Origin of the sequence: Corallococcus sp. AB030, assembly GCF_003668965.1 — a bacterium.
Classification (GTDB): Bacteria; Myxococcota; Myxococcia; order Myxococcales; family Myxococcaceae; genus Corallococcus; species Corallococcus exiguus.
Genome location: NZ_RAWQ01000089.1, coordinates 14,392 through 37,306, shown reverse-complemented (window position 1 = coordinate 37,306; position 22,915 = coordinate 14,392). Strand labels below are relative to the sequence as shown.

Annotated in this window: 14 protein-coding genes; 2 read left to right on the top strand and 12 right to left on the bottom strand. The window is 70.5% G+C overall.

The features are described 5' to 3' along the window. Positions 1-210: 210 nt before the first annotated feature. The 4 genes from D7Y15_RS21460 to D7Y15_RS21445 form a co-directional block, all read right to left on the bottom strand. Complete coding sequence (locus D7Y15_RS21460) at positions 211-1,554, bottom strand: NAD(P)/FAD-dependent oxidoreductase (RefSeq protein ID WP_199745962.1); 1,344 nt, start codon at positions 1,552-1,554, stop codon at positions 211-213. Positions 1,555-1,699: 145 nt separating this feature from the next. Then, entirely contained in the window at positions 1,700-2,866 is a 1,167-nt protein-coding gene (locus D7Y15_RS21455) for an NAD-dependent epimerase/dehydratase family protein (RefSeq protein ID WP_120576180.1), read from the bottom strand. Further along, on the bottom strand, positions 2,863-4,149 hold the full coding sequence (locus D7Y15_RS21450; RefSeq protein WP_120576181.1) for an NTP/NDP exchange transporter: 1,287 nt from the start codon (positions 4,147-4,149) through the stop codon (positions 2,863-2,865). The genes D7Y15_RS21455 and D7Y15_RS21450 overlap by 4 nt, the downstream gene beginning before the upstream one ends. Before the next feature lie 68 nt (positions 4,150-4,217). Then, complete coding sequence (locus tag D7Y15_RS21445; protein WP_120576182.1) at positions 4,218-5,513, bottom strand: pyridoxal phosphate-dependent aminotransferase; 1,296 nt, start codon at positions 5,511-5,513, stop codon at positions 4,218-4,220. A 162-nt stretch (positions 5,514-5,675) separates the two neighbouring features. Here D7Y15_RS21445 and D7Y15_RS21440 point away from each other — a divergent pair, with 162 nt between their 5' ends. After that, positions 5,676-6,359, top strand: a complete 684-nt coding sequence (locus tag D7Y15_RS21440) for a hypothetical protein (RefSeq protein WP_233596803.1) — start codon at positions 5,676-5,678, stop codon at positions 6,357-6,359. 16 nt (positions 6,360-6,375) lie between these two features. Here the strand turns inward: D7Y15_RS21440 and D7Y15_RS21435 are convergent, their stop codons facing one another. Together D7Y15_RS21435 and D7Y15_RS21430 are read right to left on the bottom strand one after the other, a co-directional pair. Then, positions 6,376-6,783: a hypothetical protein gene (locus D7Y15_RS21435; protein ID WP_120576184.1), complete on the bottom strand. Its 408-nt coding sequence runs from the start codon at positions 6,781-6,783 to the stop codon at positions 6,376-6,378. 126 nt (positions 6,784-6,909) lie between these two features. Next, on the bottom strand, positions 6,910-7,785 hold the full coding sequence (locus tag D7Y15_RS21430) for an AraC family transcriptional regulator (protein ID WP_158624376.1): 876 nt from the start codon (positions 7,783-7,785) through the stop codon (positions 6,910-6,912). A 48-nt stretch (positions 7,786-7,833) separates the two neighbouring features. Here D7Y15_RS21430 and D7Y15_RS21425 point away from each other — a divergent pair, with 48 nt between their 5' ends. After that, entirely contained in the window at positions 7,834-8,949 is a 1,116-nt protein-coding gene (locus D7Y15_RS21425) for a putative glycolipid-binding domain-containing protein (protein ID WP_121753758.1), read from the top strand. Positions 8,950-9,005: 56 nt separating this feature from the next. On the opposite strand, the gene D7Y15_RS21420 is transcribed toward D7Y15_RS21425, so the two are convergent. The 6 genes from D7Y15_RS21420 to D7Y15_RS21390 all read right to left on the bottom strand — a co-directional run bounded on the left by D7Y15_RS21420 (position 9,006) and on the right by D7Y15_RS21390 (position 22,876). Then, the gene (locus D7Y15_RS21420) at positions 9,006-10,943 is read right to left on the bottom strand and encodes a 4-alpha-glucanotransferase (RefSeq protein WP_199745961.1); all 1,938 of its coding nucleotides are present in this window, start codon (positions 10,941-10,943) and stop codon (positions 9,006-9,008) included. A gap of 72 nt (positions 10,944-11,015) precedes the next feature. Next, positions 11,016-14,201 carry an efflux RND transporter permease subunit gene (locus D7Y15_RS21415; protein ID WP_121753757.1) on the bottom strand — a complete coding sequence of 1,062 codons (3,186 nt, stop codon included), beginning with the start codon at positions 14,199-14,201 and terminating at the stop codon, positions 11,016-11,018. Positions 14,202-14,243: 42 nt separating this feature from the next. Continuing rightward, a complete protein-coding gene (locus D7Y15_RS21410) occupies positions 14,244-15,524 on the bottom strand; it encodes an efflux RND transporter periplasmic adaptor subunit (protein ID WP_121753756.1) in 1,281 nt (426 codons plus the stop codon). Positions 15,525-15,775: 251 nt separating this feature from the next. After that, the gene (locus tag D7Y15_RS44740) at positions 15,776-17,650 is read right to left on the bottom strand and encodes a hypothetical protein (protein WP_158629085.1); all 1,875 of its coding nucleotides are present in this window, start codon (positions 17,648-17,650) and stop codon (positions 15,776-15,778) included. A gap of 257 nt (positions 17,651-17,907) precedes the next feature. Then, positions 17,908-18,873, bottom strand: coding sequence for an ADYC domain-containing protein (locus D7Y15_RS21395; RefSeq protein ID WP_121753754.1), 966 nt, complete (start codon positions 18,871-18,873; stop codon positions 17,908-17,910). Positions 18,874-19,060: 187 nt separating this feature from the next. Then, on the bottom strand, positions 19,061-22,876 hold the full coding sequence (locus D7Y15_RS21390) for an SUMF1/EgtB/PvdO family nonheme iron enzyme (RefSeq protein WP_121753753.1): 3,816 nt from the start codon (positions 22,874-22,876) through the stop codon (positions 19,061-19,063). Between the last annotated feature and the right edge of the window lie 39 nt (positions 22,877-22,915).

Here is a 22,915-nt window from a genome sequence, read left to right as displayed (position 1 = left end):
GGCCCCCCACCGTGCGCGTCCCTACCCATCCCTATCGCGGCAGGCTGACATGGCCAGGGGCCCCCTGTCCCGCTCCGTCACGCCCGCTTCCCCACCAGGGGGCCTCGCAGGACGGACCGGAGGCAAGGACGGCCCCGATCAAAACGGAAATCGCCCCGGCGCCAGCAGGCACCGGGGCGACTTGCGCACCACGTCCCAGGTCTTCTTGCCTCAGTGCACCGGTGCGGGCCGCGACGCCGGGAGCTCCGGACGCGCGGGAGGCGCAGGAGACACGGCGGGCGCCTGGAGGGACACCGCCAGGGCGGGCATGCGCTTCAGCACGTTGCCGGTGATGAGCCGCATGTCCCGGCCGCCCTTGGTGAAGAAGGTGTAGCCCCAGTTCAGCATCACGGAGGCGCGGTTGCGGAAGCCGATGAGGTAGGCGATGTGCACGCCCGCCCAGACGCACCACGCGGGAAACCCCGACATGCGCCACTTGTCGAAGAGCAACCCCACCGCGTAGCCGCGGCCAATCACCGCGAAGCTGCCCTTGTCGTGGTAGCGGAACGCGCGCAGCGGCTTGTTCGCCAGGCGGCAGCGGATGGTCTTCGCCACGTGCCGCCCCATCTGCATCGCCGCCGGCGCGATGCCCGGCACCGGCTTGCCGCGCTGCTCCACCGCCGCCACGTCGCCAATCACATACACGTCATTCAAGCCCGGCGCAGTGAGCAGCGGCGTCACCTGCACCCGCCCCGCGCGGTCCAGTGGCACCTCCAGCGAGCGCACCAGCGGCGACGCCGCCACGCCCGCCCCCCACAACACCGTGCGCGTGGCGATGCGCTCGTTCCCGAACGTGACGCTCTCCGCGTCGATGTCCGTCACCATGGCCCCGGTGCGCACGTCGACGTGCAGCTCCTCCAGGTCGCGCTTCGCCCGCTCCGACAGCTCCTCCGGATAGGTGTTCAGCACGCGCGGCAGGCCCTCCAGCAACACCACTCTCGCCTCGCGCGTGTCGATGCGCCGGAAGTCCTTCGGCATCGCATGCCGCGTCATGTACGAGAGCGCCCCCGCCAGCTCCACGCCCGTGGGCCCCGCGCCGATGATGACGAAGGTCATCCACTGACGCTGGCGGACAGGGTCGGACTCGCGCTCCGCGGCCTCGAAGGCCGCCAGCACGCGCTCGCGGATGCGCACCGCGTCCTCCAGCGTCTTCAGGCCGGGTGCCACGTCCGCCCACTCCGGGTGCTTGAAGTACGAGTGAGACGCGCCCGTGGCCAGCACCAGCGAGTCGTAGGGAATCTCCCCGCCCTCCACGACGAGCACCTTGCGGTGCGTGTCCACCGACTTCGCATCCGCCAGCAGCACCTCCGTGTTGCGCGAGTGCAGCACGGTGCGGATGGGCGCGGAGATGTCCGACGGGTTCAGCACCGCCGTCGCCACCTGGTACAGCAGCGGCTGGAAGAGGTGGTGGTTGTAGCGGTCCACCACCGTCACCCGCACGTCGCGAGCCTTGCCCAGAGCCTTCGCGGCCTGAAGCCCGCCGAAGCCCGCCCCCACGATGACCACGTGATGCATGCTGTCCCGAACGCGTTCCATGGCGGACAAGGTGCGGACGCATGACGCGCCCGGCCAGCATCCGCTGTGCCTTGGCTGCCTGGCGGCTCGGGAACGGATGCCCGGCCGCTCCACGGCCAGGCACCTGGAATCCGGACGCGGTGGATCAGCCCGCCTTGGCGGTGCCCTTCGACTGGTGCCAGGCGGAGAGCACTTCCTTCTCACGCTCGGCGGGCAGGCCCGCGCGCAGCTTCTCCTGACGGTCCGCCGGCAGCGTGTGGAACCAGGTCAGCGTGTCGCGCACGGTGTCCGCGAGCGACCGGGTGACGAGCCCCGCCTGCGTGGCCTTGGCGATGCTCACCGCGCCGACGCCGCTCTCCGGCCCGGTGCGCGGCACCCACGCGGGCATGTCCCCGAAGGCCGTCACCTTGTGCTGTTCCAGGAACGCGCTGTCCACCCAGGTGAAGCGCGCGTCGCTCCCGGTCGCCTCGCGCAGGGTCTCCAGCATGCCCTTCATCTTCATGGGCTGGACCGGGCCGGTGACGTTGAAGATGCCCATGCTGCGGCGCTCCACGTTCCGGATGATGAACGCGGCCAGGTCGCGCGCGTCGATGACCTGTACCGGGTCCTCGCCGTCGCCGGGGGCCAGCACCTCGCCGCCCTTCGCCACGCGCAGCGGCCAGTAGGTGAAGCGGTCGGAGCCGTCATCCGGCCCCACGATGAGGCCGGGGCGGATGTTGAGCGTGCGGCCGGGCAGCGCCGTCTCCGCGGCCTTCTCGCAGAGCGCCTTGAGCGGGCCGTAGCTCTCCTCGCCCACCTCCTCCGTGGTCTCGTCCGCGAGGGTGGCCACGGCGTCGGACTCGTTGAGGTCCTTCTTCGTCATCTCCTTGTAGACGGAGACGCTGGAGATGAAGACGTACTGCTCCACGTTGGGCGCGAGCAGCTCCGCGGACGCCTTCACGAGGCGCGGCACGTAGCCGGACGTGTCGATGACCGCGTCCCACTTGCGGCCCGCCAGCGCCTTCAGGCCCTCGCCCTTGTTGGGGTCTCGGTCGCCCTGGAGCTTCTCCACGTCCGGGAACAGGCCCGGGTTGGTCTTGCCACGGTTGAAGAGCGTGAGCGTGTGGCCGCGCGCCTGCGCCACCTGCACCAGCGCGGGGCCCAGGAACCGGGTGCCGCCCAGGATGAGGATGTTCAGGGGCTTGCCCGGGGCGGTGTCCTTGTCATCAGACGCCGAGCCTGGGCCCGCCTTGGGGGACGACGCACAGCCCAACACCTGGACCGCGCCCAGCGCGGCCGCTGCTTGAATCACGCCTCTTCGGGTCAGCTTCATGCCGTGGTTCCTCCAGGAAGGCTTGTCTGCGGAAGGGTTTCAGCGGCGCGCGTGCGCTGCTGACGCGCCAGGTACAGGGCCACCGCGAGCCACAGCGCGGCCACGGGCACGGCCGCCAGCGACAGGCCCGTCATGCCCAGGCCCAACGCGGTGAGCCCGCCCTGCAGCCACGCGCTCAGCGTGTCACTGCCGCGGTACACCACCGTGTCGATGAAGCTCTTGGACTTGTAGCGGGCCTCGCGGTCCACCGTGGTGAACAGGATTTCGCGCGACGGACGCTCCAGCGCGTAATGACTCGCGCCCCGCAGCGACTTCACGGCGATGAGCACCGTCAGCACCGGCGCGAACGCGAGCACCCCAAAGCCCACCAGCGTGAGCACCGGCGCCACCGCCATGGCCACGCCCAATCCCAGACGCGAGATGACCCGCCCGGTGACGAGCGTCTGGATGGCCAGCGTCAGCACCTGCACCCAGAAGTCGATGTCCGCGAACGCCGCCGTGCGCGACGCCGCGTCCTTCGCCAGGGACGCGACCAACTGCACCTCCTGGTAGTACAGGAACGTGGAGGTCGCCGCGTACAGCAGCACCTGCATCCCCAGCGCGAGCAGGAACGGCGACGTCACCAGGAGCCTCAAGCCCGCGAGCATCCCGCCGCCCACCGGCCCCTCGCGCGTGGCGGGCTGGTGCTGCACGTCCCTGGCCCAGTGGCCCAGGCGGCGCACGCACTGCGCGCTCACCTCCAGCATCACCGCGGACACGAGGATGAGGTTCACCGGCCCCACCGGCTCCGCAAGTCTGCCCACCAGGAACGGGCCGACAATCATCCCCGTGGTGCCACCCGCGGCGATGAAGCCGAAGAGCCGCTTGCCCTGGTCGCTGGCGAACACGTCCGCCATGAAGCTCCAGAAGATGGAGACGACGAACAGGTTGTAGACGCTCAGCCAGACATAGAAGGCGCGCGCCACGGACTCCTTCGCCACGCCCCATTTGAGCAGCGCGAAGAAGACCAGCAGGTTGAGGAGGAAGAAGCGGTAGACGCGCGGCACCACCACCCGCCGGGGGTAGCGAGCCACCAGCGCGGAGAAGGCCGGCACCGCCAGCAGCATCACGACGAAGGTGACGGTGAAGAGCCAGGGCAGGTGCTTCACGTCCCCGGCGGTGCCCATCTCGTTGCGGATGGGCCGCAGGATGGCGTAGCCGCACATCAGCGTGAAGAAGTAGACGAACGCCCCGAGGACCGCGCCTACCTCCTCGTCACGGACGTCCACGAAGCGCTTGAGCATGATGGCGGCGCCCTCAACGCCACGGCTGGCAGGCTATTCCCTGTCTGCCAGCCTGTGGAGGAAAGTGGCTACCGGGCCGTGAGGATTTCACGCACGGTGGCCTCCACGCGAGGCATCGCCTCCTCGATTTCGGCGACGGAGGTGGCGCCCACGGAGAGGCGGAACCAGCCGGTGTCCTCCGCCAGGCCGAACGCCTGGAAGGGCACCACGGCGAAGCGGGCCTTCTCCAGCAGGCGCTTGCGGATGGCGTCGTTGGTGGCGAGGCCGTCCTTGCCCACCACGTCGAAGCGCACGGTGAGGTAGATGGCGCCCTGCGGCGCGATGGCGTCCACCGGCAGGCCCGCGTCCTTCATGCGCTGAAAGCCCTTGTAGAGGGCCTCCAGGCGCTGGTCGACGCGCTGGCGCATCGTCGTCAGGAAGGACTCGGTGGCGGGGACGTCGTCCAGGTAGCGCGCGGTGGCGACCTGTTCGGCCTTGGGGGCCCAGGCGCCCACGTGGCCCAGCACGTCGCGCATGCGGGAGATGATGGTGGGCGCGCCCACGCCCCAGCCCACGCGCACGCCGGTGGCGGCGAAGGCCTTGCTGATGCCGTCCACGAACACGGTGTACGGCGCCATCTCCGGCACCAGCTCCACGGGCGTGACGTGCTTCTTGCCGAAGTTCAGCACCCAGTAGATGTGGTCGTACATCAGGATGAGAGGCTTCTGGCCGCGGCCCTCGCGCGCGCGGTTCTCCTCGACGATGCGCTGGCAGATGGCGCGCAGGGCCTCCGGGTCCAGCATGGTGCCGGTGGGGTTGAGCGGGCTGCACAGGCAGAGCAGGCGCGCGGACGACAGGTGCGGCTCCAGCTGCGCCAGCGTGGGCATGAAGCCCGCCGATGCCTCGGTGGTCACCACCACGCTCTTCGCGCCCAGCATGTGGGCGTAGTGGTTGTTGTTCCACGACGGCACCGGGTAGACGACGACGTCGCCCGGGTCGAGCACCGCGCGGAAGATGGCGTAGATGACGGGCCGCGCGCCGCCCGCGATGGTGATGCCCTCCAGCGGGTACTTCAGACCCAGGGAGCGCTCGTAGAAGCGCTGCACGGCCTGGCGCAGCTCCAGCACACCGTCGGACGGCGGGTAGTTCGTCTCACCGCCCTGGAGCGCGGCGCCAATCTGGTCGCGCAGGCCGTCCGGGATGGGGAACTCCTTCGGGTTGAAGTCCCCCACGGTGAGGTTGCACACCTTGTTGCCCTTGGCCACGAGCTCGCGAATCTCCGCGGCGATGCGGAGGATTTCACTGCCCACGAGCCCACGCACCATGGTGCTCACGGTGGTGTCATCGCGAGAGGGACGCGGGAGGGAGGTCAGGTCAATGGCCATGGTGCGGATCTCTCCAGTGCACGAAGGGGGGCCGGGGGGCCGCGGCCCGGCGGACCCTATACGCAACGGCGCCGGGAAGGCGCATCTTCCATGGTCCTGGGGCACGCGGTGTGCGAGGACTCGGGAAGTCCCCGGCTGACGGGGTTTGACGGGAGGAATCGGATGCGTCTGCGACTGGGAATGTACGTGCTGGGAGTGGCGGTGGGACTGCTGGGCCAGGGCTGCCAGAAGCAGGAGCCCCAGACCGTCCCCATGGACGTACCGGCCGCGAATCCGCCCGCCAACACCCTGCCGCGCGAGGGCCCGGCCGCCACCGCCCCGGTGGTGCACCAGGTGCTGGACGTGAAGGAAGACGCGGGCAAGCCGGCGTCCACGGCGGAGGCAGCGCCGGACTCCGGGAGCGCGGCGGACGCGGCGTGGACGACGGCGACGGTGGAGAGGCCGCGCGGCGAGCCCCCGTCCATCACGCTGCGCTCGGTGCGCACGGGGACGCACGCGGACTACGACCGCACGGTGTTCGAGTTCGACGGGCCGCGCCTGCCGGGCTACCAGCTGGGGTACGTGAAGACGCCGGTGCAGCAGTGCGGCTCCGGCGACGACGTGAAGACGCCGGGACAGGCCGCGCTGGAGGTGCGCTTCACGCTGGCGCGGGCGCACGACGACCAGGGGCAGGCCACGGTGGCGCAGCGCTCGCTCAAGCCCGCGCTACCGACCCTGCTGGGCCTGGAGCGCGTGTGCGACTTCGAGGGCGAGGTGACGTGGGTGCTGGGCACCGCGCGCCGCGCCCCGTTCCGCGTGCTGGAGCTGAAGGACCCCACGCGCCTCGTGCTGGACGTCCAGCACTGAGGCGCAAGGGAGGCGGCTACTTCTTGGGCGGCTGGGCGCGCTTCTTCGCGATGAGGTCGCGCGCGTCCTTCTCCGAGTCGGCGAAGTCCACGTCCACCGTCCACTTGCCGGTGAAGTACAGGGCGAGCATCAGCGCCTTCGCGCCCGCGCGCTGGAGCGGGCCCGTGCCCAGGTAGACGTGGCCACGGAACCACTCGGCCTTCGCCTGCGCGACCAGCAGCTCGCGCGAGTCCTTCTCGATGCTGGAGTTGGACACGTCGGAGATGACGAACACCGGTCCGTTCTTCGAAACCTCCTGACAGATTTCCAGCACCTTCTTCGAGTCCTCCATCTTCGAGGGCCCGTTGAACTTCATCACCAACAGGTCCGGCGCCTCGAAGTACGCGCGATGCGCCCCGAACTCCCACTCACGATGATTCGCCACGCGGTCCCTGCCTCACACGGATGAAGAATTGCGCAGACCCGATAGCATCGAGAACGATGATTTCCAAGGAGAGTGCGGAGTCCCGCTCTGTGTGAAGTGAAGCCTGCTGCGGGTGACAGCGACCGCTCAAGTCGGGTCGTGCGCGACGTCTGTCCTTGCTGACCCGGGTCGAGCACGGGCGCGGTAGGAGGAAGGCGTGACGCCGAAGCGGGTACGGAAGCGGCGGATAAATTCAGACAGGTCGCCAAAGCCACACGCGAAGGCGACGTCCGCGATGCGCTCACGGTCCGTCCGCAAGCGTTCAGCGGCGAGTGTCAGGCGACGGCCGAGGATGTAGCTGTAGGGGCTCTCTCCCACCACCTTGCGGAAGGTGCGCAGGAAGGGGTGGCGGCCCATGCCCAGCTCTTGCGCGAGCACGCCCAGGGAGAGGGGCTCCACGAGCCGGGCCTCCATCAACCGGAGCGCCTCCGCCATGCGGCGCTCCTCGGTGGCGGTGATGGGGCGGGCGGAGCCCTCGTGGATGCCGCTCAGCGCCGCGCCCGCCATCCGCAGCGCCATTTCCTCCGCGCCGCGCGAGCCCGGCTGCTCGGCCAGCGCCTGGACGTCCGCGATGAGCGGTGCGAGCCGTTGGAGGGGAGGCAGCCGGTGCTTGGGAAAGTCCGTGCGCGTCACGCCCGACAGGTCCCTGGCCACCTCTTCCATGAGCTCGGGTTTGAAGTGGAACGCGATGCAGCGGTCACCCACGCCGTGCTCGTGGCCGCAGCAGAAGGACGTGTGCTGTTCCCCGAGCAGCAGTGAGCCGGGCGTCAGCAGCACGCGTCCATTCCGGGAGCGGTAGGTGAAGCTCCCCGACAGGACGGCGGAGACGGACACCCAGGTGTGCTGTTCCTCGAAGACAGGGTCCCTGGGACCGGAGCGACAGACGATCTCGCTCACGCGCCATCCGTCCCCGGAGGCCAGCCGGCGCACCGTGGTCAGGTCCACTTTCCCCAAGTCGGCCAAGGTCCGTCCTTCCATCCTGCCCCGCATATCCAACGGGGTGACCGAATCATGGCGATGGAGGCAACGGCAGTCACGCGGGAGCTCATCTGGCGGCGCGTGATGGATGACCTGGGATTCGAGCATGCCCGCGTGAGGCGCGGGAAGGAGGGCACGGAGCTCTCCGGCTTGATTCTCGTCGCGGAGCAGGGGTCACCGCTGAGGGCGGAGTATTCGGTCGTCTGTGACAGTGCGTGGCGCACGCGCCGGGTGAGCGTGACGCAATCGTGGCGCGGCGAGCACCGGACGCTCACGTTGGAGCATGACGGAGAGGGCCACTGGCGGAAGGACGGCCGGGTCGCGGAGGCGCTGAAGGGCTGCACCGATGTGGACCTGGGCCTGAGCCCCTCCACCAATGCGCTGCCCATCAACCGGCTGCGACTGGGCGAAGGCGCCAGCGCGGAGATCCGCGCGGCGTGGGTGAAGTTTCCCGCGCTGGAGGTCGTGCCTGCACGGCAGGGCTACACACGCGCGGGTCCCACGCGCTACCGCTACGAAAGCCTGGAGAGTGGCTTCAACGCCATGCTGGACGTGGACACGGACGGGCTGCCCATCGAGTACGCAGGCATCTGGCGCAGGCTCGCGGAAGGGCCCGCCACCCCTGTGTCCTCGACGCAGGCGTTCGTGGAGGCACTGGTGAGCCCAGGCCCTTCGAGCGAACTGGGCGACACGGCGGCCACCTTCGGCTGGTTGGTGGGAGGATGGGCCGGGACCATCCAGGACCATGACCCGGACGGGAGCGTCCGCCAGAGCCAGGGCGAGTGGTGGTTCCACTGGGTGTTGGACGGACGGGCCCTGCAGGACGTGTTCATCGTGCCGTCGCGGCACGCCCCCGCGCAGTCAGGTCCCGGTGCGAACAAGCGCTACGGCACCACGGTGCGCACGTTCGACCAGGCTGGAGGCAAGTGGCAGATCACCTGGATCAGTCCCACGGGTGGCGCCATCAACCGGTTGTCTGGAGGACGGGATGGGGACCGGCTCGTCCTGCTGGGCGAGCACCACGGGAAGCCCATCCGCTGGAGCTTCTCCGACATCGGCCCGGACCGCTTCACCTGGGGCGGGGAGGTCCAGGAAGCCGACGGGCAGTGGAAGCTCCAGTCACGCTTCGACATGCGGCGCATCACCTGAAAAACCTGTCCGACTGTCGGACAGGTTCGAGCCGCGCGTCCCCGTCGGGGTGCGACTCACCGCACGCCGCTTCGCAGTCGGGCCGCGGCGCCGTCCAGCCGGGTCAGCAACTCCGCGTGACGGGCTCGGGCCTCGGCTCCGCCCGCGCGCAGCGCCATGGCGAGCACCTGCGGCAGGTTGAGCGCGGCCCCCACTCGCAGCCGCTGCTGGTAGTGCTCGGCCCAGTCCGTCGGGATGCGCAGCGACCAGTTGCGCGCGTCCACGGAGCCCGGGGCGTTGTACGTGTCCGGCATGCCCAGCAGGTCCGCGAAGAACACCATCACGCTGCGCGCACGGCTGGCGAACAGGTCCGCGAACTTCGCCTGCGCGAGCAGCCCCGGGTCCTCCGCCAACTGACGCGCGAAGGCCTCACGCCCCTCCGCATCGGGATGCAGCCGCTCCGCGAGGTAGTCTGCCTGGGCGCGCAGCACGTGCCTCCACTGCCATTCGGAGACCAGCCGCCAGAGTGACTTCGTGTCGTGGTTGCCCACCATCACCCAGTCCTCGGGGGCCACGTTCTCGCTGCGGTACACGTCCGCCGGGTTGTTCAGGTCCGCCTTCTGCGTGACGCGGAAGCGGCCCAGACCATCGCGGGCCATCACCCGTGACAGCTCATACGGCAGCGTGCTCAGCACCTCGCACAGCACGTCCTCTCGGGCCCGGCCATGCGCCCGCGCCGTGCGCACCACGGAGTCGAAGAGGATGGCGTACCGGGCCACCTGCTCCTCCGTGAGCCCCTTCACCCACCCATCCGCGTAACGCGGCACCGAGCGGTCCAGCTGCGCCGAAGCCACGATGGAGTACCGCGCCAGCGCCGGGTGGTCCGGCAGGTCCGGCGAGGAGAACAGGCGCGCCCCACCCTGCACCGCGCGCAGCGGATCCGCCGAGCCCGCGCGGTACACCCAAGGGCACACGAGCCCGTGCGGATGGTCGATGCGCAGCCCGTCGTACTCGGAGAGCATCTTGCCCAGCCGCGAGTCCATGTAGCGAAGCACCGGCCCGGGGCCCGAACCGTCCGGAGCGACGTACTGCTCCGGATCCAGCACCGGGTAGTTCCACGGCTGGCCCTCCGGGTTGGTGCGGCTGGGCGGAGCCCCCATGAGGTACGCGCCCAGGAACAGCCCCTGCCGCGCCCACGTGTCCCGAGGCGAGAAACCAATCTGGAGGTCCCCGTACAGCTTGAGTCCCCAGGCCCCCGCGCGCACCCGCAGCAGCCCATGCTGCTCGTACACGAGGAACTGGCGGAAGGCGTACTGCTCCACCGCATCGGCTTCGACGGTGAGCAACTCCCGGATGCGCGCCTCCGCCTGCGCCTCTTCGCCAGCACGCGGCGCGAACAGGCGCCCATCCAACGAGTCCGCCCAACCGCGCCAGTCATCCGGCGTGTGATGCCGAGCGGCGAGCACGTCGAAGAGCGCATCCCGCTCCAGCCACTCCCGCTGCTCCAGGCGGAAGTCCGCGAAGCGACGAACCAGCCCTGGCTCCCGGGTGCGCCGGAAGGTGTCCCACGCCTCCTGGAGCGCCAGCGCCTGGCCCCGGCACGCGAAGGAGTACCGGGCCTCCGGACCCACGTCCTCGGGTACTTCGGAGACGAGCCGCGCCAGGGTGTCCGCGGACAGCAGTGCGCCCCAGGGTCCATGCGGATCCGTGAGCGGAGCGAGCGCCACGTTCAGTGTGTTGCGCGAGAACAACGTGCCGTCATACGGCGACGGGTTGTACGCGGTGGTCTGTCCCTGCGGCCCCAGCTGGATGCCGGTGAAGCCCAGGTCCCGAGCAAAGGCGAGGAAGCGCGCGGCGCCCTCGGAGTACGGAGAGCCGCGCCCCAGGTCCTCTCCGGGGAGGCCGGGGAAGCTGGGGTCATGGATGCTCAGGACCCAGCGGGTGACGCCCAGTGCCTCCAGGGCTTCGGTGACGAGCGAGCGGTGCGAATCGGGCAGCGGGGACAGGAGCTCCACACTCCCGACCCTATGGCCCTCCGCGCGATGCGCCAACCGTTCCTTGAGGGTGACACGAGCATCTTCTCCGCGTCACTCCTGCCGGGCCTGCGGGTGGGGCCGGGGCTCGCCGCCACCGTGCGCTGGCCCGTGGGCCTGGCCGCGCGCTTTGAACACCCGGCGCAGCTTCCCCGTCATCCACGCGCGACCGTCCGTCAGGATTTCATACACCGTCGGAATCACCAGCAGCGTGAGCAGCGTGGACGTGATGACGCCGCCAATCACCGCGCGGCCCAGCGGCGCCCGGAAGTCGCCACCCTCACCGTGTCCCAGCGCCACCGGCACCATGCCCGCGATGAGCGCGAAGGTCGTCATGATGATGGGCCGCAAGCGGATGCGTCCCGCTTCAATCAGCGCCTCGCGCAAGGGCATGCCCTTCTCGTGCTGCCACTTGGCGAAGTCGATGAGCAGGATGGCGTTCTTCGCGACGATGCCCATCAGCAGGATGACGCCGATGAGGCTCATGATGTTCAGCGTGTCCCCTGTCACCACCAGCGCCAGCACCACGCCAATCAAGGACAGTGGCAGCGACACCAGGATGGCCAGTGGATCAATGAACGAACCGAACTGGATGACGAGGATGAGGTACATCAACATCACCGCCACACCCAGCGCCAGGAACACCCGGCCGAACACCTCCTGTTGATCCGCGGACTCGCCGCCCGTGGACACCTCGTAGCCCGGCGGTACCTTCACCGCCTCGAGCCGCGTCTGGATGCCGTTCATCACCTCCGACAGCGACCGTCCCGCCACGTTCGCTTGCACGTTGATGACCTTCTCGCGGTTCAGGTGGTCAATCTGCGCCGGGCCCACCGTCTGCTTCACCGACGCCACCTGTCCCAGTGGAACCACCACCGGCGCGCCCGTGGCGCTGGTGCCCACCACCAGTGGCAGCTGCGACAGCTGCGATGGGTTCTCCCGGAACTGGGGCGCCAGGCGCACCATCACGTCGCGCGTCTCGCCAATGGGGTCCACCCAGTCGCCGGAGTCCAGGCCCGCGAAGGCCGGCCGCAGCGACTGCGCCACCTGGCCCACCGTCACGTTGAGCTGGCCCGCGACACCGCGGTTCAGCTCCACCTCCAGCTCCGGCTTCTCGCCGCGAGTGGACAGCCCCACGTCCACCGCGCCCGGCACCTGCTTCACCTCCTTCATCACCTGCTGCGCCAGCTGGTTGAGCCCCTTGGACTCTGGCCCACGCAGCTCCAGCTGGATGGACTTGATGGCCCCGCCAAAGCCGCTGGTGAACACCGACACGTTCGCGCCGCCCACCGCGAGCAACTCCTGACGCAGCGTCTTGCCCAGCACCTCCTGGCTCGCCTTGCGCTCCGTCTTCGGCTTGAGCCGCACGTACACCAGCGCCTGGTCCACACCCGGCGAGCGCAGCGGCAACGGCACACCGATGGTCGTGTACGTGTACGCGACCTCCGGATGCTGGCGCGTGAGGCGGGATACCTCCTCCACCTTGCGCCGCGTGTAGTCCAGGCTGGAGCCTGCGGGCGTCTCCACCAGCATCTCAATCTCCGCGCGGTCGCTCACCGGCACGAAGCCCGCGCCGCCGAAGACGCCTTGCAGCGCCACCGCGCCCACCAGCGAACCCACCGCCAGCAACACCATCGCGAGCCGGTGGTCCAGCGCCCACGCGATGACGCCCTTGTAGCGGTCCGCCTGCCGGTCGAACCAGTGATTGAAGCGCTCCAGCCCGCGCGAGATGAAGTTGCGCCGCTCGCCCTTCTCCACCTGCGGGTCCGGCCAGTACGCGCTGAGCATGGGGTCCAGCGAGAAGCTCACGAACAGCGACACCAGCACCGAGCACGCGATGGTGAGCGCGAACGGCTTGAACCACTGCCCCGCCACGCCGTACATGAACGCCACCGGGACGAACACCGCCACGATGGAGAACGTCGTCGCGGCCACCGCGAGGCCAATCTCGTTCGTGCCCTCGCGCGACGCCGTGTAGTGGTCCTTCCCCATCTCCACGTGCCGCACGATGTTCTCGCGCACCACGATGGCGTCGTCGATGAGGATGCCGATGGCCAGCGTCAGGCCCAGCAGCGACATCGTGTTGAGCGTGAAGCCGAACGCCCACACGCTCACGAACGACGCCAGCACGGACACGGGCAGCGCCAGGCCCGTAATCACCGTGGAGCGCCATGAGTTGAGGAACAGGAACACCACCAGCACCGTGAGCAGCGCGCCTTCAATCAGCGCCTGCTGCACGTTGATGACGGAGTTCTCCACGCGCGTGCCCGCGTCGCGGACGATTTCCAGCTTCGCGTTGGCGGGCAGCCGCTGCTGGAGCATCTTCACCCGCTCGCGCACGCCGTCCGCGACCTCCGTGGTGCTGTGGCCCTTGGACTTGATGACCTCGATGCCCACCGCCTGCGCGCCGTTGTAGAGCGACAGGGTGCGCGGCTCCTCGGTGCCGGCGAACACGTCCGCCACTTCGCCCAGCCGCAGCGTGCGCCCGTTGCGCTCCGCGATGGGCACCTGCGCGAAGTCCTCCGGCGTCTCCAGGCGGCCCTTGAGCCGGATGGTGCGCTCCTGCAATTCGGTGTTGAGCCGGCCCACCGGCGCCGCCAGGTTCTGCGCCTGGAGCGCCGCCACCACCTGCGCCACCGACAGGCCCGCCGCCTGGAGCGCCGCGGGCCGCACCTGCACCGTCATCTCCCGGTCCACGCCGCCCACCACCGTGGCCTGCGCCACGCCCGGCACCGAGCGCAAATCCCCCACCACCAGCGGATCCGCGATGAGCGACAGCGCGGGCACGTCCAGCGCGTCCGACGTCAGCACCAGCGACACGATGGGTTGGTCCGCCGGGTCGAAGCGCGTGAGGATGGGCTCCTCCATCTCCTGCGGCAGGTCCGCGCGCTTGCTGGAGATGGCGTCGCGGATGTCCTGGGACGCCTCCTGGATGTCCTTCTCGAAGTCGAAGAAGACCGTGAAGTTCGCCAGGCTGTCCGTGGAGCTGGACGTGGTCTTCTTCCCGTCCACACCGGAGATGGCGAAGATGGCGTCCTCGATGGGCTCGACAATCTCGCGTTCCACCGTGTCGGGTGAAGCCCCTGGGTACGCGATGGTGACGTTGATGACCGGCTGCTGAACGTCCGGGAACTCGTCCGTCTCCAGGTTGAAGAGCGCCACGATGCCGAACACGACGAGCGCCACCATCGCCGTGATGGTGACGATGGGGCGCTTGATGGCGAAGTCGGAGATGAACACGGACGACTCCTGCGGTGCTTCAAGAGGTGGAGACGTCTGGCGTTACTTCGCGGGTGCCTGGGCAGGAGGCGTGGGAGTCCCGGCCGCGGCCGGAGCCTGAGCGGGGCCACTGCCGCCGGACGCGTTGCCCGCGCCGCCCACGCCCTGCTGGGCTTCCGGTGGAGAAACCGGCCGCTGCTTCTTCGGCCCTTGCGGCGCGGCGGTGAGCTTCACGGGCGTGCCGTTGGTCAGGTCGCGCGCGGAGCCGAGCAGCACCACGTCCCCAGCCTTCAACCCCGAGCGAACCTCCACGGCCTGCGCCACGTCATCCCGCAGGCCCAGCGTCACCGCCACCTCCTCCACCTTGCCGTTGGAGATGCGCTGCACGGTGGGCGGCTCCTGGCGCGTGTCGAGCGCGTCCACCGGCACGGCCAGCGCCTCTTTCGACTGGGACGCCACGCGCCCCAGCGCGAACAGGCCGGACAGGAGCGTCTGCTCGTTGTTGGGGATGCCCACGTAGATGCGCACCTGGCCCGTGGCGGGGTCCACCGCCGGGTTGATGCGCTCCACCTCCCCCTTGAAGGCGCGGTCCTCGTAGCCGTTCACGCGGAAGTCCACGGGCGTTCCGACCTTCACCTGGCCCAGCTGCGCCGCGGGCACGGAGGCCTCCAGCCGCAACGTCGCGGGGTCCACCACGACGAAGAGAGGCGCGCCCGGCTGGACGATGTCGCCCGCGTTCACCTGCCGCTCGCTCACCACGCCCGTGAAGGGCGCGGAGACCTTCGTGCGCGCCAGCTGGTCCTGCGCCAGCTTCAGCTGCGCCTGCGCCTGCGCCAGCTGTCCCTCCGCCTGCGTCCGCGTGAGCTGCGCGCGTTCGAAGTCGCGGCGGGTGATGACGCCCTGTTTGACCAGGGTTTGATTGCGCTGCTCATCCGTCTTCGCCACCTGCAAGGCATTGCGCGCCACGCGCAGGCTGGAGCTGGCCGCCAGCACCTGCTCGCGCAGCGTGTGTTCCTCCACGCGCGCAAGGGGCTGCCCCTCCTTCACCGCCTGGCCCTGGTCCGCCATCACGTCCAGGATGCTGCCCCCCACCTCCGCGCGGACGCTGGCCAGCCGCCGAGCCTGGAGCGTCCCGGAGATGACGGGACCGTTCTCCAGCTTCTGGGGCTCCACGCGCACCACGTTCTCCGGTCCCAGCGACACCACCGTCGGCGCGGTGGGCGCGGCGGCCTCCTCGGAGCGCTGTCCGCATGCGCCAGCCAACCAGACAACGGCCAGCACGGCTCCCCACCGTGAACCCGTGCGCCGGGCTCGAAGACCCGCTGTCTCTTCGGTGCGTTCCACGGCCTGCCTCCCCGGCCCCCAGGGGCCATTGGCCCTGGAGTTCCGCCCGGGGGCGGTCCCCGGGGCCGGGTAAACGTGGTGCCGCCCCCCCGGCCGGGGAAGTCGTGCCACCACCACCCGTGAACCTGGAGAACACGCCCGGCCCGTCCCCCTGACAGGCGGGGAGACATGCGGACGGCGGCTGGAAAGACGACGGCCTCCGTCCCACGCGAAGGGACGGAGGCCGCGTTTTCTTCACATCCGGACGAGGCTCAGTGGACGCTCGGCGCGGCGGTCACGAACGCCGTGGTGAGGCAGCTCTGGTTTGCCATCTGGTCCAGGAACGTCTGGCGCGCCAGCACCTCGTTGAAGGTGCGCACGGGCGTGCCGTCCGCGCGGTCCGGCACGGTGAGCGCGCCGCTGAGGAACGGCGACAGCGCGCCGGTCCAGCTCACGTGGGTGAAGTTCGTGCCCAGCTCGTCACCGTGGCAGCCGTCGCAGGTGTTGAGCGAGAAGACGTGCCGCGCCTGGCGGTTGGGGATGGCGGACGCCGGCAGGCTCCAGAACGGCGGGGTGGCCACGGGGTTCGTCACCAGGGCGCGGCCCGAGCGGAAGGTGCCACCGGCCCACGGCAGCGGGACGGAGTACGTGCCCGCGATGATGGGCCCCGTGTTCGCGTTCACGTAGGCCGGGAACAGCGTGGTCTGCCGGGTGCGGTCCGGCGTCTGGGCCACGGTGTGGCTGTTGAGCAGCCCGAGCGCCGGCGGCGGCGTGGTGGAGTACGAGTTCGGGTTGATGGAGCCGTTCCAGAGACGGAACTCGCGCAGCTCCCACGGGTGGGCCAACCAGTCGTCGTTGGTGCGCACCTGGTTGATGGAGCTGCGGTTGGGCTTGCGCGGGGACAGGTCGCGCTTGGCGAACTGCTCCGTCAGGGCCTCCAGCGCCGCGTTGTACGACGCGCTGCCCAGCGGCAGCCCGGACAGGGCCTGCCACTGCTGCGCGTAGGTCTTGATGTTCACGCAGCCGGTCTTGTCCACCCCGTACTCCAGGATGACCAGGAAGGGCACCGTGTAGCAGCTCGACCCCGTGCCCGTGGTGGCCGCGAAGATGAAGCGGCCCTCGCCCGCGCTGCCCGCGCCGTAGGCCGGGTTGCTGCCGGCCAGGTCCAGCCGGTTCACGATGGCGATGAGCTTGAACGGCGACCTCGCCAGGTTCAGCTCGCCGGAGGACAGCTTCGGCCAGGGCCCGATGAGGTTCGCCGCGATGGACGTGCGCGGCGGGTTCACGAAGCCGTTGATGGTGCGCGGCTGCTCCCACTGGCGCAGCCACTCGCGCACGAAGGTGGTGGGAGCCACGCCCGTGAAGGGCTGGTTGGCCATCTCCGTCATCAGGTAGTTGAACGTCCACTTGCCGTTCGGGTTGCCCACGCCGGTGCACGGGTCATACGTGCGCGTCGTGTCGTTCACGACGCCGGGCGCGCGGATGATGAGCGAGCGCGCCGGGTCCACCAGCGACGCCAGACCAATGGGCTGGATGGGCACGGGCTGGCCCACCGGGAACTGCGTGCTCAGCGCCGTCACCGGCACGGTGGCCACCAACTGGCGGTTCTCGAACACGGCCGTGGTCAGCTGCGTCTGCGACTGGGACTGCGCCTGGGCAATGCGCTGCTGCTGGGTCTGGAGCGCCACGAAGTCGAACGTGCCGGAGGCCGTGAAGAGCAGGTCCCCCGCCACCGCGTCGCCACCCTGGCCGTCGTCGCGGAACGTCAGCTGCTGCGCACCGTCCGCCATCGAAAGCGTCCCACCGCGGAACGCCTCGTTCTCCGAGCGATTCGACTTCAGCTTCAGCTGGAACACCGTGGCCGTGGACTTGCTGGCCGCGCCCTGGGGAATCGCGAAGAGGGACTCCACCACCGGACGCGCTTCGTCCCCCTCCAGGGCCTGCAGGGTCGTACCAAGCGCCACCTCCAGGTTGCCGGACGGGTCCACGGCCTGGGCGGAGGAGTCCGCCTGGGGCGCGGAAGGCGCGGGAGTCTCGGACGTCTCCGGGGCGGGCTGGCCACAGCCCACCGCCAGCGACGAGGCCAGGAGCGCGAACGGCAGACGCTTCCGGGAATGCTTCCACAGCAGGGACAGCTCAGGCTTCATGGGGCGTGCTCCACTCACGACGGGGTGACCGCGACGACAGCCTCGCGATGGGGCGCCCTCCCCCTCACCGTGCGCGGAACCCCGAACACACCGGTCCCGTCCCCCTCCGTGAATGCGGAAAACGCCCCATGCCCCTCCGGTCCTTGCGACGCGGAGGCGAATGGAGCGTTCTCATAACATGAAACACTGACTTTCATCGACTTCCAGATTTTGTAACCTAGTCCGTTACAAGTCTGGGATTGCTGTAGCCGGTGAGGCTACAAGCCGCTGACCCCGTAGGGCGACTCGCTGATGAGGCGGGTGCCGGACTGGAAGTGGCTGGTGCTGCCGCAGTCAGGGATGGGGTTGAAGCCCGAGCACGTCACGGGCGCGTGGGCGCGGGTCTCCGAGGTGAAGCAACGCGCGCCGGCCTCATTCCACTCGGCCTCCGTGCTCCAGGACTCGGTGTCCGTCTGGACGCCCACGCCGTCGTAGAGGTTGACCCACTGGCCATCGGTGGTGTGCGACGCGCCGTCGCCACAGAAGTCCGCGCGAACCATGCGGGTGCAGGCCTGGTGGTGACCCGCGAGGCTCTGGCCGTTGACGGTGGCCCAGGGCTTGTAACCAAAGTGCATGCACTTCGCGATGGCGGCGCCCTCGCAGGCGAAGGTGAAGGCGGTGGCGTCCTCAATCTTCTCGCCGCCGCCCGCCACGCCCTGGAGGTAGTTCCAGCGGCCGGCCACGGCGATGGCGGAGAGCGCCCCACCGTTCGCGTCCTGGCACACGGAGTTCCAGCTGCCGTCCGACCCCTGGTAGGAGACCTGGTAGGACCACAGGTCGCTGTCGCCGCCGCTGCCCTGGGTGATGCTGTCCACGCGCACGGGCAGGGTGGAGCCGTCGCCCAGCTTGCCGACGAAGCGGGCGCCATTGAAGCCCATGCCCGTCACGGGGTTGGGGCCGTCCAGGCCGACGAAAGCCGAGCCCTGCAGCCGCACGTTGGTCAGCGACTTGCCGGAGGCGGAGGTAGCGCCCGCGTACGCCACGGACACCAGCATGCTGCCCAGTTCGCCGTTGTTCAGGTTGCGGCCGTTGAGGTTGCGTCCGTTGAGGTTGCGCCCATTGGGCGAGACGACCTCCGCCACCTGCGTGCGCAGGGAGGGAGCCTCGGGCTCCGACGATTCCGTGCCACAGCCCACCGCCACGACGGCGAGACACGCCGCGAACACTCGCTGCAACGTCCTCATCTGGATGCCCCTTCCCTGCCCCGACCCCGACCCGCACCGCGTTACAGGGCACAAGGTCAGTCCGGTGTGCGGGAGCGGCAACCACACGAGGCCCATCCGGGCACTTGCAGCGTCCAGTGGCTTCCAGTTGGAGCAGACCCCAGGGCGAGGCCAGCGGTTCCCGGGGGGTTCCAGTGTCCGGTGGCGCTCAACCGCCGGACACGGGCGCGTCCGCGCACACGCGCAGGCCCACCGTGACGTCGCGCAGTGAGGGCTCTGGCAGCTCGCGGTTGGAGGACCGCGCGCTCGTCACGTTGAAGGTGAAGCTGCCCCCGCGAGCCACCGGGCGGCCGGGCTCCAGCCACGAGCGGGTCCACTCCCAGACGTTGCCGGCCATGTCGTCCGCGCCGAAGGGACTGCGGGACGCGGGATGGCTGCCCACGACGTCCGGGCCGAAGCCGCCCGGATCCTTGCCGTAGGTGACGTCCACGTTGGCCTCGTCCGGCCCCAGCCGGTTGCCGTGGGGATACTCGCGACCGTCCACGCCGCGCGCGGCGCGCTCCCACTCCAGCTCCGAGCACAGCCGCGCCCCCGGCACCTGGCCGGACGTGGACAGCCACGTCACGTAGGCCTCCGCGTCCGCGAAGTTGATGCCGCTGACGGGGAACTGGCGCCAGTCCTGCTCCGTGCGCTGTGAGCGTCGGGCGTACCGCACGGGCTCGCCCGTCCGCGCCGTGTACCGCACGCCGCCGGGTTGGAAGCGAAGGCGCCAGCCATTGCCGTCCGGCTCCAGCGCCAGGCCTCCGGCGTAGCCGCCCGTGCCCACGCGGGGCAGGCGCGAGGCGCGCTCCTCCGCGGGCAGGGCCGCCAGGTACTGGAGCCAGTCCGCGTACGTCGTCTCGTGACGGGCGATGAGGAAGCCCTGCACGGGCACGGTGTGCAGCGGGGTGGCGTTGAAGAAGTCGCGCACGCTGGACTCGGCGGCGCTGCCGAAGCGCACGTCGCCCGGGGGCACGTACACGAACCCCGGCGGGAGCGAACCCACGCGGACGAGCGGCAGGACGACGTTCCGAGACTCCCCGCGCGTCAGGAGCAGCGGCTGCACCGACGCCTCGTGGCCCGGGGCGCGCACGGTGAGCTGGTAGTTCCCTGGAGGCACGGTGAGGTTGGCCCAGGGGAGCGCGCCCGGGGAAGGCAGGGGCTCGCTCACGACCTCCGGACCCGAGGCCTCGCGTGAGATGGGGCGCAGCTCCGCGGAGGCGCCGGGCGCGTCCACCTGGAGGGACAGGTGCGCGGGCGTGTTCCAGCGGTTCCAGCGCACACCGTCGGGGTCGTAGAGGCGCAGGCGCTGGAGCAGCGCGGGCAGCACGGGCTCGCGCTCGCTTTCGGCCCACAGGGCGCGCTCGTAGAGGAAGTCCGCCAGCGCGTCGCGCACGTCGGTGCGCGTGGGGGCCAGCGCCAGCGCGCGCTCCAGCTGGTCCGCCACGGCGTCGAAGTGGTGGGACAGCTGTCCGGCGTGTCCCGCCACCTTCGCCCAGCTCCGGTCCCCGTCCGCCTTGTGGCCGGTGTCGTAGAGCTGGAAGGCCTCCGCGCGCTCGATCTGGAGCGCGTCGCGTTCACGGCGCACGGCCTCCAGCTCCGACCCGGCCGAGGCCAGCTCGCCACGCACGCGCACGTCGAGGATGCGGCGCTCGCGCCACTGCAGGCCCGCGTACACGAGCCCCAGCGACGCGAGGAAGCCCAGCACCAGGCCCACCTTCAGGCGGCGGCTGCGCACGCCCGTGCTGCGCGAGGTGCTGAGGAAGGACTGCTCACGCTGGGTGAGCTCGGACGGCTCCAGGAGCTCCGTCTCCGCCAGCTGGCGAGGGCCCCAGAGCGACTCGCGCGCATGGCCCAGGCGCTCCCACTGCGCGGCGGCGGCCTCCAGGCGGGCCTGCACCTCGCGGCGCTCGCCCGCCTCCACCAGCCAGCGCGCCAGCGTGGCCCACCCGGTGAGGAGCGCTTCATGGGCCAGTTCGTACGCGGTGCCGCCCTCGCCTTCGCGCGCCACGAGCAGGCGCGCGCGCACCAGGGCCTCTAGAGCGGCGCGGTAGCGAGGGTCGTCGCCCACCAGCTCGCGGTCCGTCTTGCGCGCACGGGTGCCATCCGCCGTCACCAGACGCAGCATCACGCCGCGCGCCGCCGAGCGCTGGTCGGGCAACAGGCGGGCCACCGCGGCGTCGGCATGCCGGGCGAGCGCACCGGACACGCCACCCAGTGAGTCCAGCGCCGCCTGGGTCATCACGCCACGGGACTCATCGCGCGCGTCCCACAGCTCCGCCAGCGCGAACTGGAGCAGAGGCAGCCCGCCGTCGGACGCCGCCGTGGAGGCGACGAGCGCGTCCACCACGTTCTCGGACTCGAAGCGCACGCCCTTCACGCGCGCGGGGCCGACGATGGCCTCGCGCGTCTCCTCCGGGGTGAGCGCGCGCAGGAGGTACAGCGCGTGCGGCACCTCCGGGCCAAGGCCGGGCACTGCGGTGAGGCGGGTGAGGAAGTCGCTGCGGCCGGTGGCGAGCAGCCGCAGCCCTCCGGCCGCCTCCGTGAGCGACCCCAGCGCGGCCCCGGCGAGCGCGGCCTCCTCCGGCGGAGACAGCGTCACCAGCTCCTCCAGCTGGTCCATGTAGACGAGCAGTCCACCCTGCGTGCCCAGCTTCGCGCGCAGCCTGCGGCCGAGCGACGTGGGGTCCTGGCGCAGCGTCTCCGCGAGCGGCTCCTCGTCCACCTCCAGCACCGGCGCGAGCGCCACGGCGAGCGCGGACACGGGCCTGCGTCCGGGCACGAGCCGCGCGGTGCGCCAGCGCCGGCCGTCCTCCAGCGTGCCGTCCATTACGGCCGGGAGGATGCCCGCGAGGCACAGGGACGACTTGCCCACGCCGGAGTCGCCCGTCATCAGCAGGAAGGCCTCCGCCTTGAGCCGCTCCAGCACGGCGCGCTGTTCGCGGCGGCGGCCGAAGAAGAGGCCGCGGTGCTCGGCCTCGAAGGCGCGGAGGCCACGGTAGGGATTGCCCTCCGGAATGACGGCCGGAAGCTCCTCGCGCGTCAGCGCCTCCAGCGCGTCGAGCAGTTGCGCGGCGGACGCGTGGCGCTGGGCGGGGTCGCGCTTCAGGCACTTGTCGATGGCGGCGGCGAAGCCCGGGTCCACTGACGAGGCCACCTCCTGGAGGGGGCGCACGTCGCGGGTGCGCACGGCCTCGGACAGCTCGCGCCAGGGCACATCGCGGAAGGGGCCCCGGCCCGCGCACAGCTCGTAGAGCACGACGCCCAGTGAGTACACGTCACTGCGCGCGGTGAGTTCCTCGCCGGCCCAGGCCTCCGGGGACATGTAGTAGGGCGTGCCCACCAGCGCGCCGCGCGGCAGGGACGGCAGGAAGACACCGTCCAGCGAGCGGGCGCCGAGCGCGGGGCTGGCTTCCGGATCCCAATCCGCGGGCAGCTCCGGCGGAGGCAGGGGCGCACGAGGCGGGGTGGGCTCGCTGGCTTCGGCACGGTCGAGCAGCTTGGCCAGGCCGAAGTCGAGCAGCTTCACTTCGCCGCTCTCCGTGAGGACGGCGTTACCGGGCTTGATGTCGCGGTGGAGCACGCCCCGGCGGTGCGCGGCGCCCAGGCCCCGGGCCAGGTCCCGCCCGATGCCCAGCGCGCGCTCCCAGGACACGGGCCGGGCCAGCCGGTCCAGGCTGACGCCCCGGATGAACTCCGAGATGAGGTACGGCTGATCCTCCAGCTGTCCCACCCGGTACAGGGTGACGACGTTGGGGTGCTGGATGCGGGCGGCGGCGCGAGCCTCCACCAGGAAGCGCGCCAGCGCGTTGGAGCCCAGCGACGGGATGAACTTCACCGCGACGGGGCGCTCCAGGAGCGTGTCGTGCGCCAGGTACACCCGGCCCGTGCGTCCCCGTCCGAGCGGCCGCACGATGCGGTATTCGTCGAACTCCTCGGGAGGAGTCCACGCGTCAGGTGGAGAAGACGAGGCGGGAGAGCCCACCAGGATTGCCTACGTTTCCCGCGTCCAGGGGTCAACCGG

Bases quoted from the DNA above. Each gene is read 5' to 3' on its own strand.
- D7Y15_RS21440 (WP_233596803.1), top strand. From the start codon at position 5,676: ATGCGTCTGCGACTGGGAATGTACGTGCTGGGAGTGGCGGTGGGACTG.
- D7Y15_RS44740 (WP_158629085.1), bottom strand. From the start codon at position 17,650: ATGAAGCCTGAGCTGTCCCTGCTGTGGAAGCATTCCCGGAAGCGTCTG.
- D7Y15_RS21425 (WP_121753758.1), top strand. From the start codon at position 7,834: ATGGCGATGGAGGCAACGGCAGTCACGCGGGAGCTCATCTGGCGGCGC.
- D7Y15_RS21460 (WP_199745962.1), bottom strand. From the start codon at position 1,554: ATGCATCACGTGGTCATCGTGGGGGCGGGCTTCGGCGGGCTTCAGGCC.
- D7Y15_RS21450 (WP_120576181.1), bottom strand. From the start codon at position 4,149: ATGCTCAAGCGCTTCGTGGACGTCCGTGACGAGGAGGTAGGCGCGGTC.
- D7Y15_RS21395 (WP_121753754.1), bottom strand. From the start codon at position 18,873: ATGAGGACGTTGCAGCGAGTGTTCGCGGCGTGTCTCGCCGTCGTGGCG.
- D7Y15_RS21445 (WP_120576182.1), bottom strand. From the start codon at position 5,513: ATGGCCATTGACCTGACCTCCCTCCCGCGTCCCTCTCGCGATGACACC.
- D7Y15_RS21455 (WP_120576180.1), bottom strand. From the start codon at position 2,866: ATGAAGCTGACCCGAAGAGGCGTGATTCAAGCAGCGGCCGCGCTGGGC.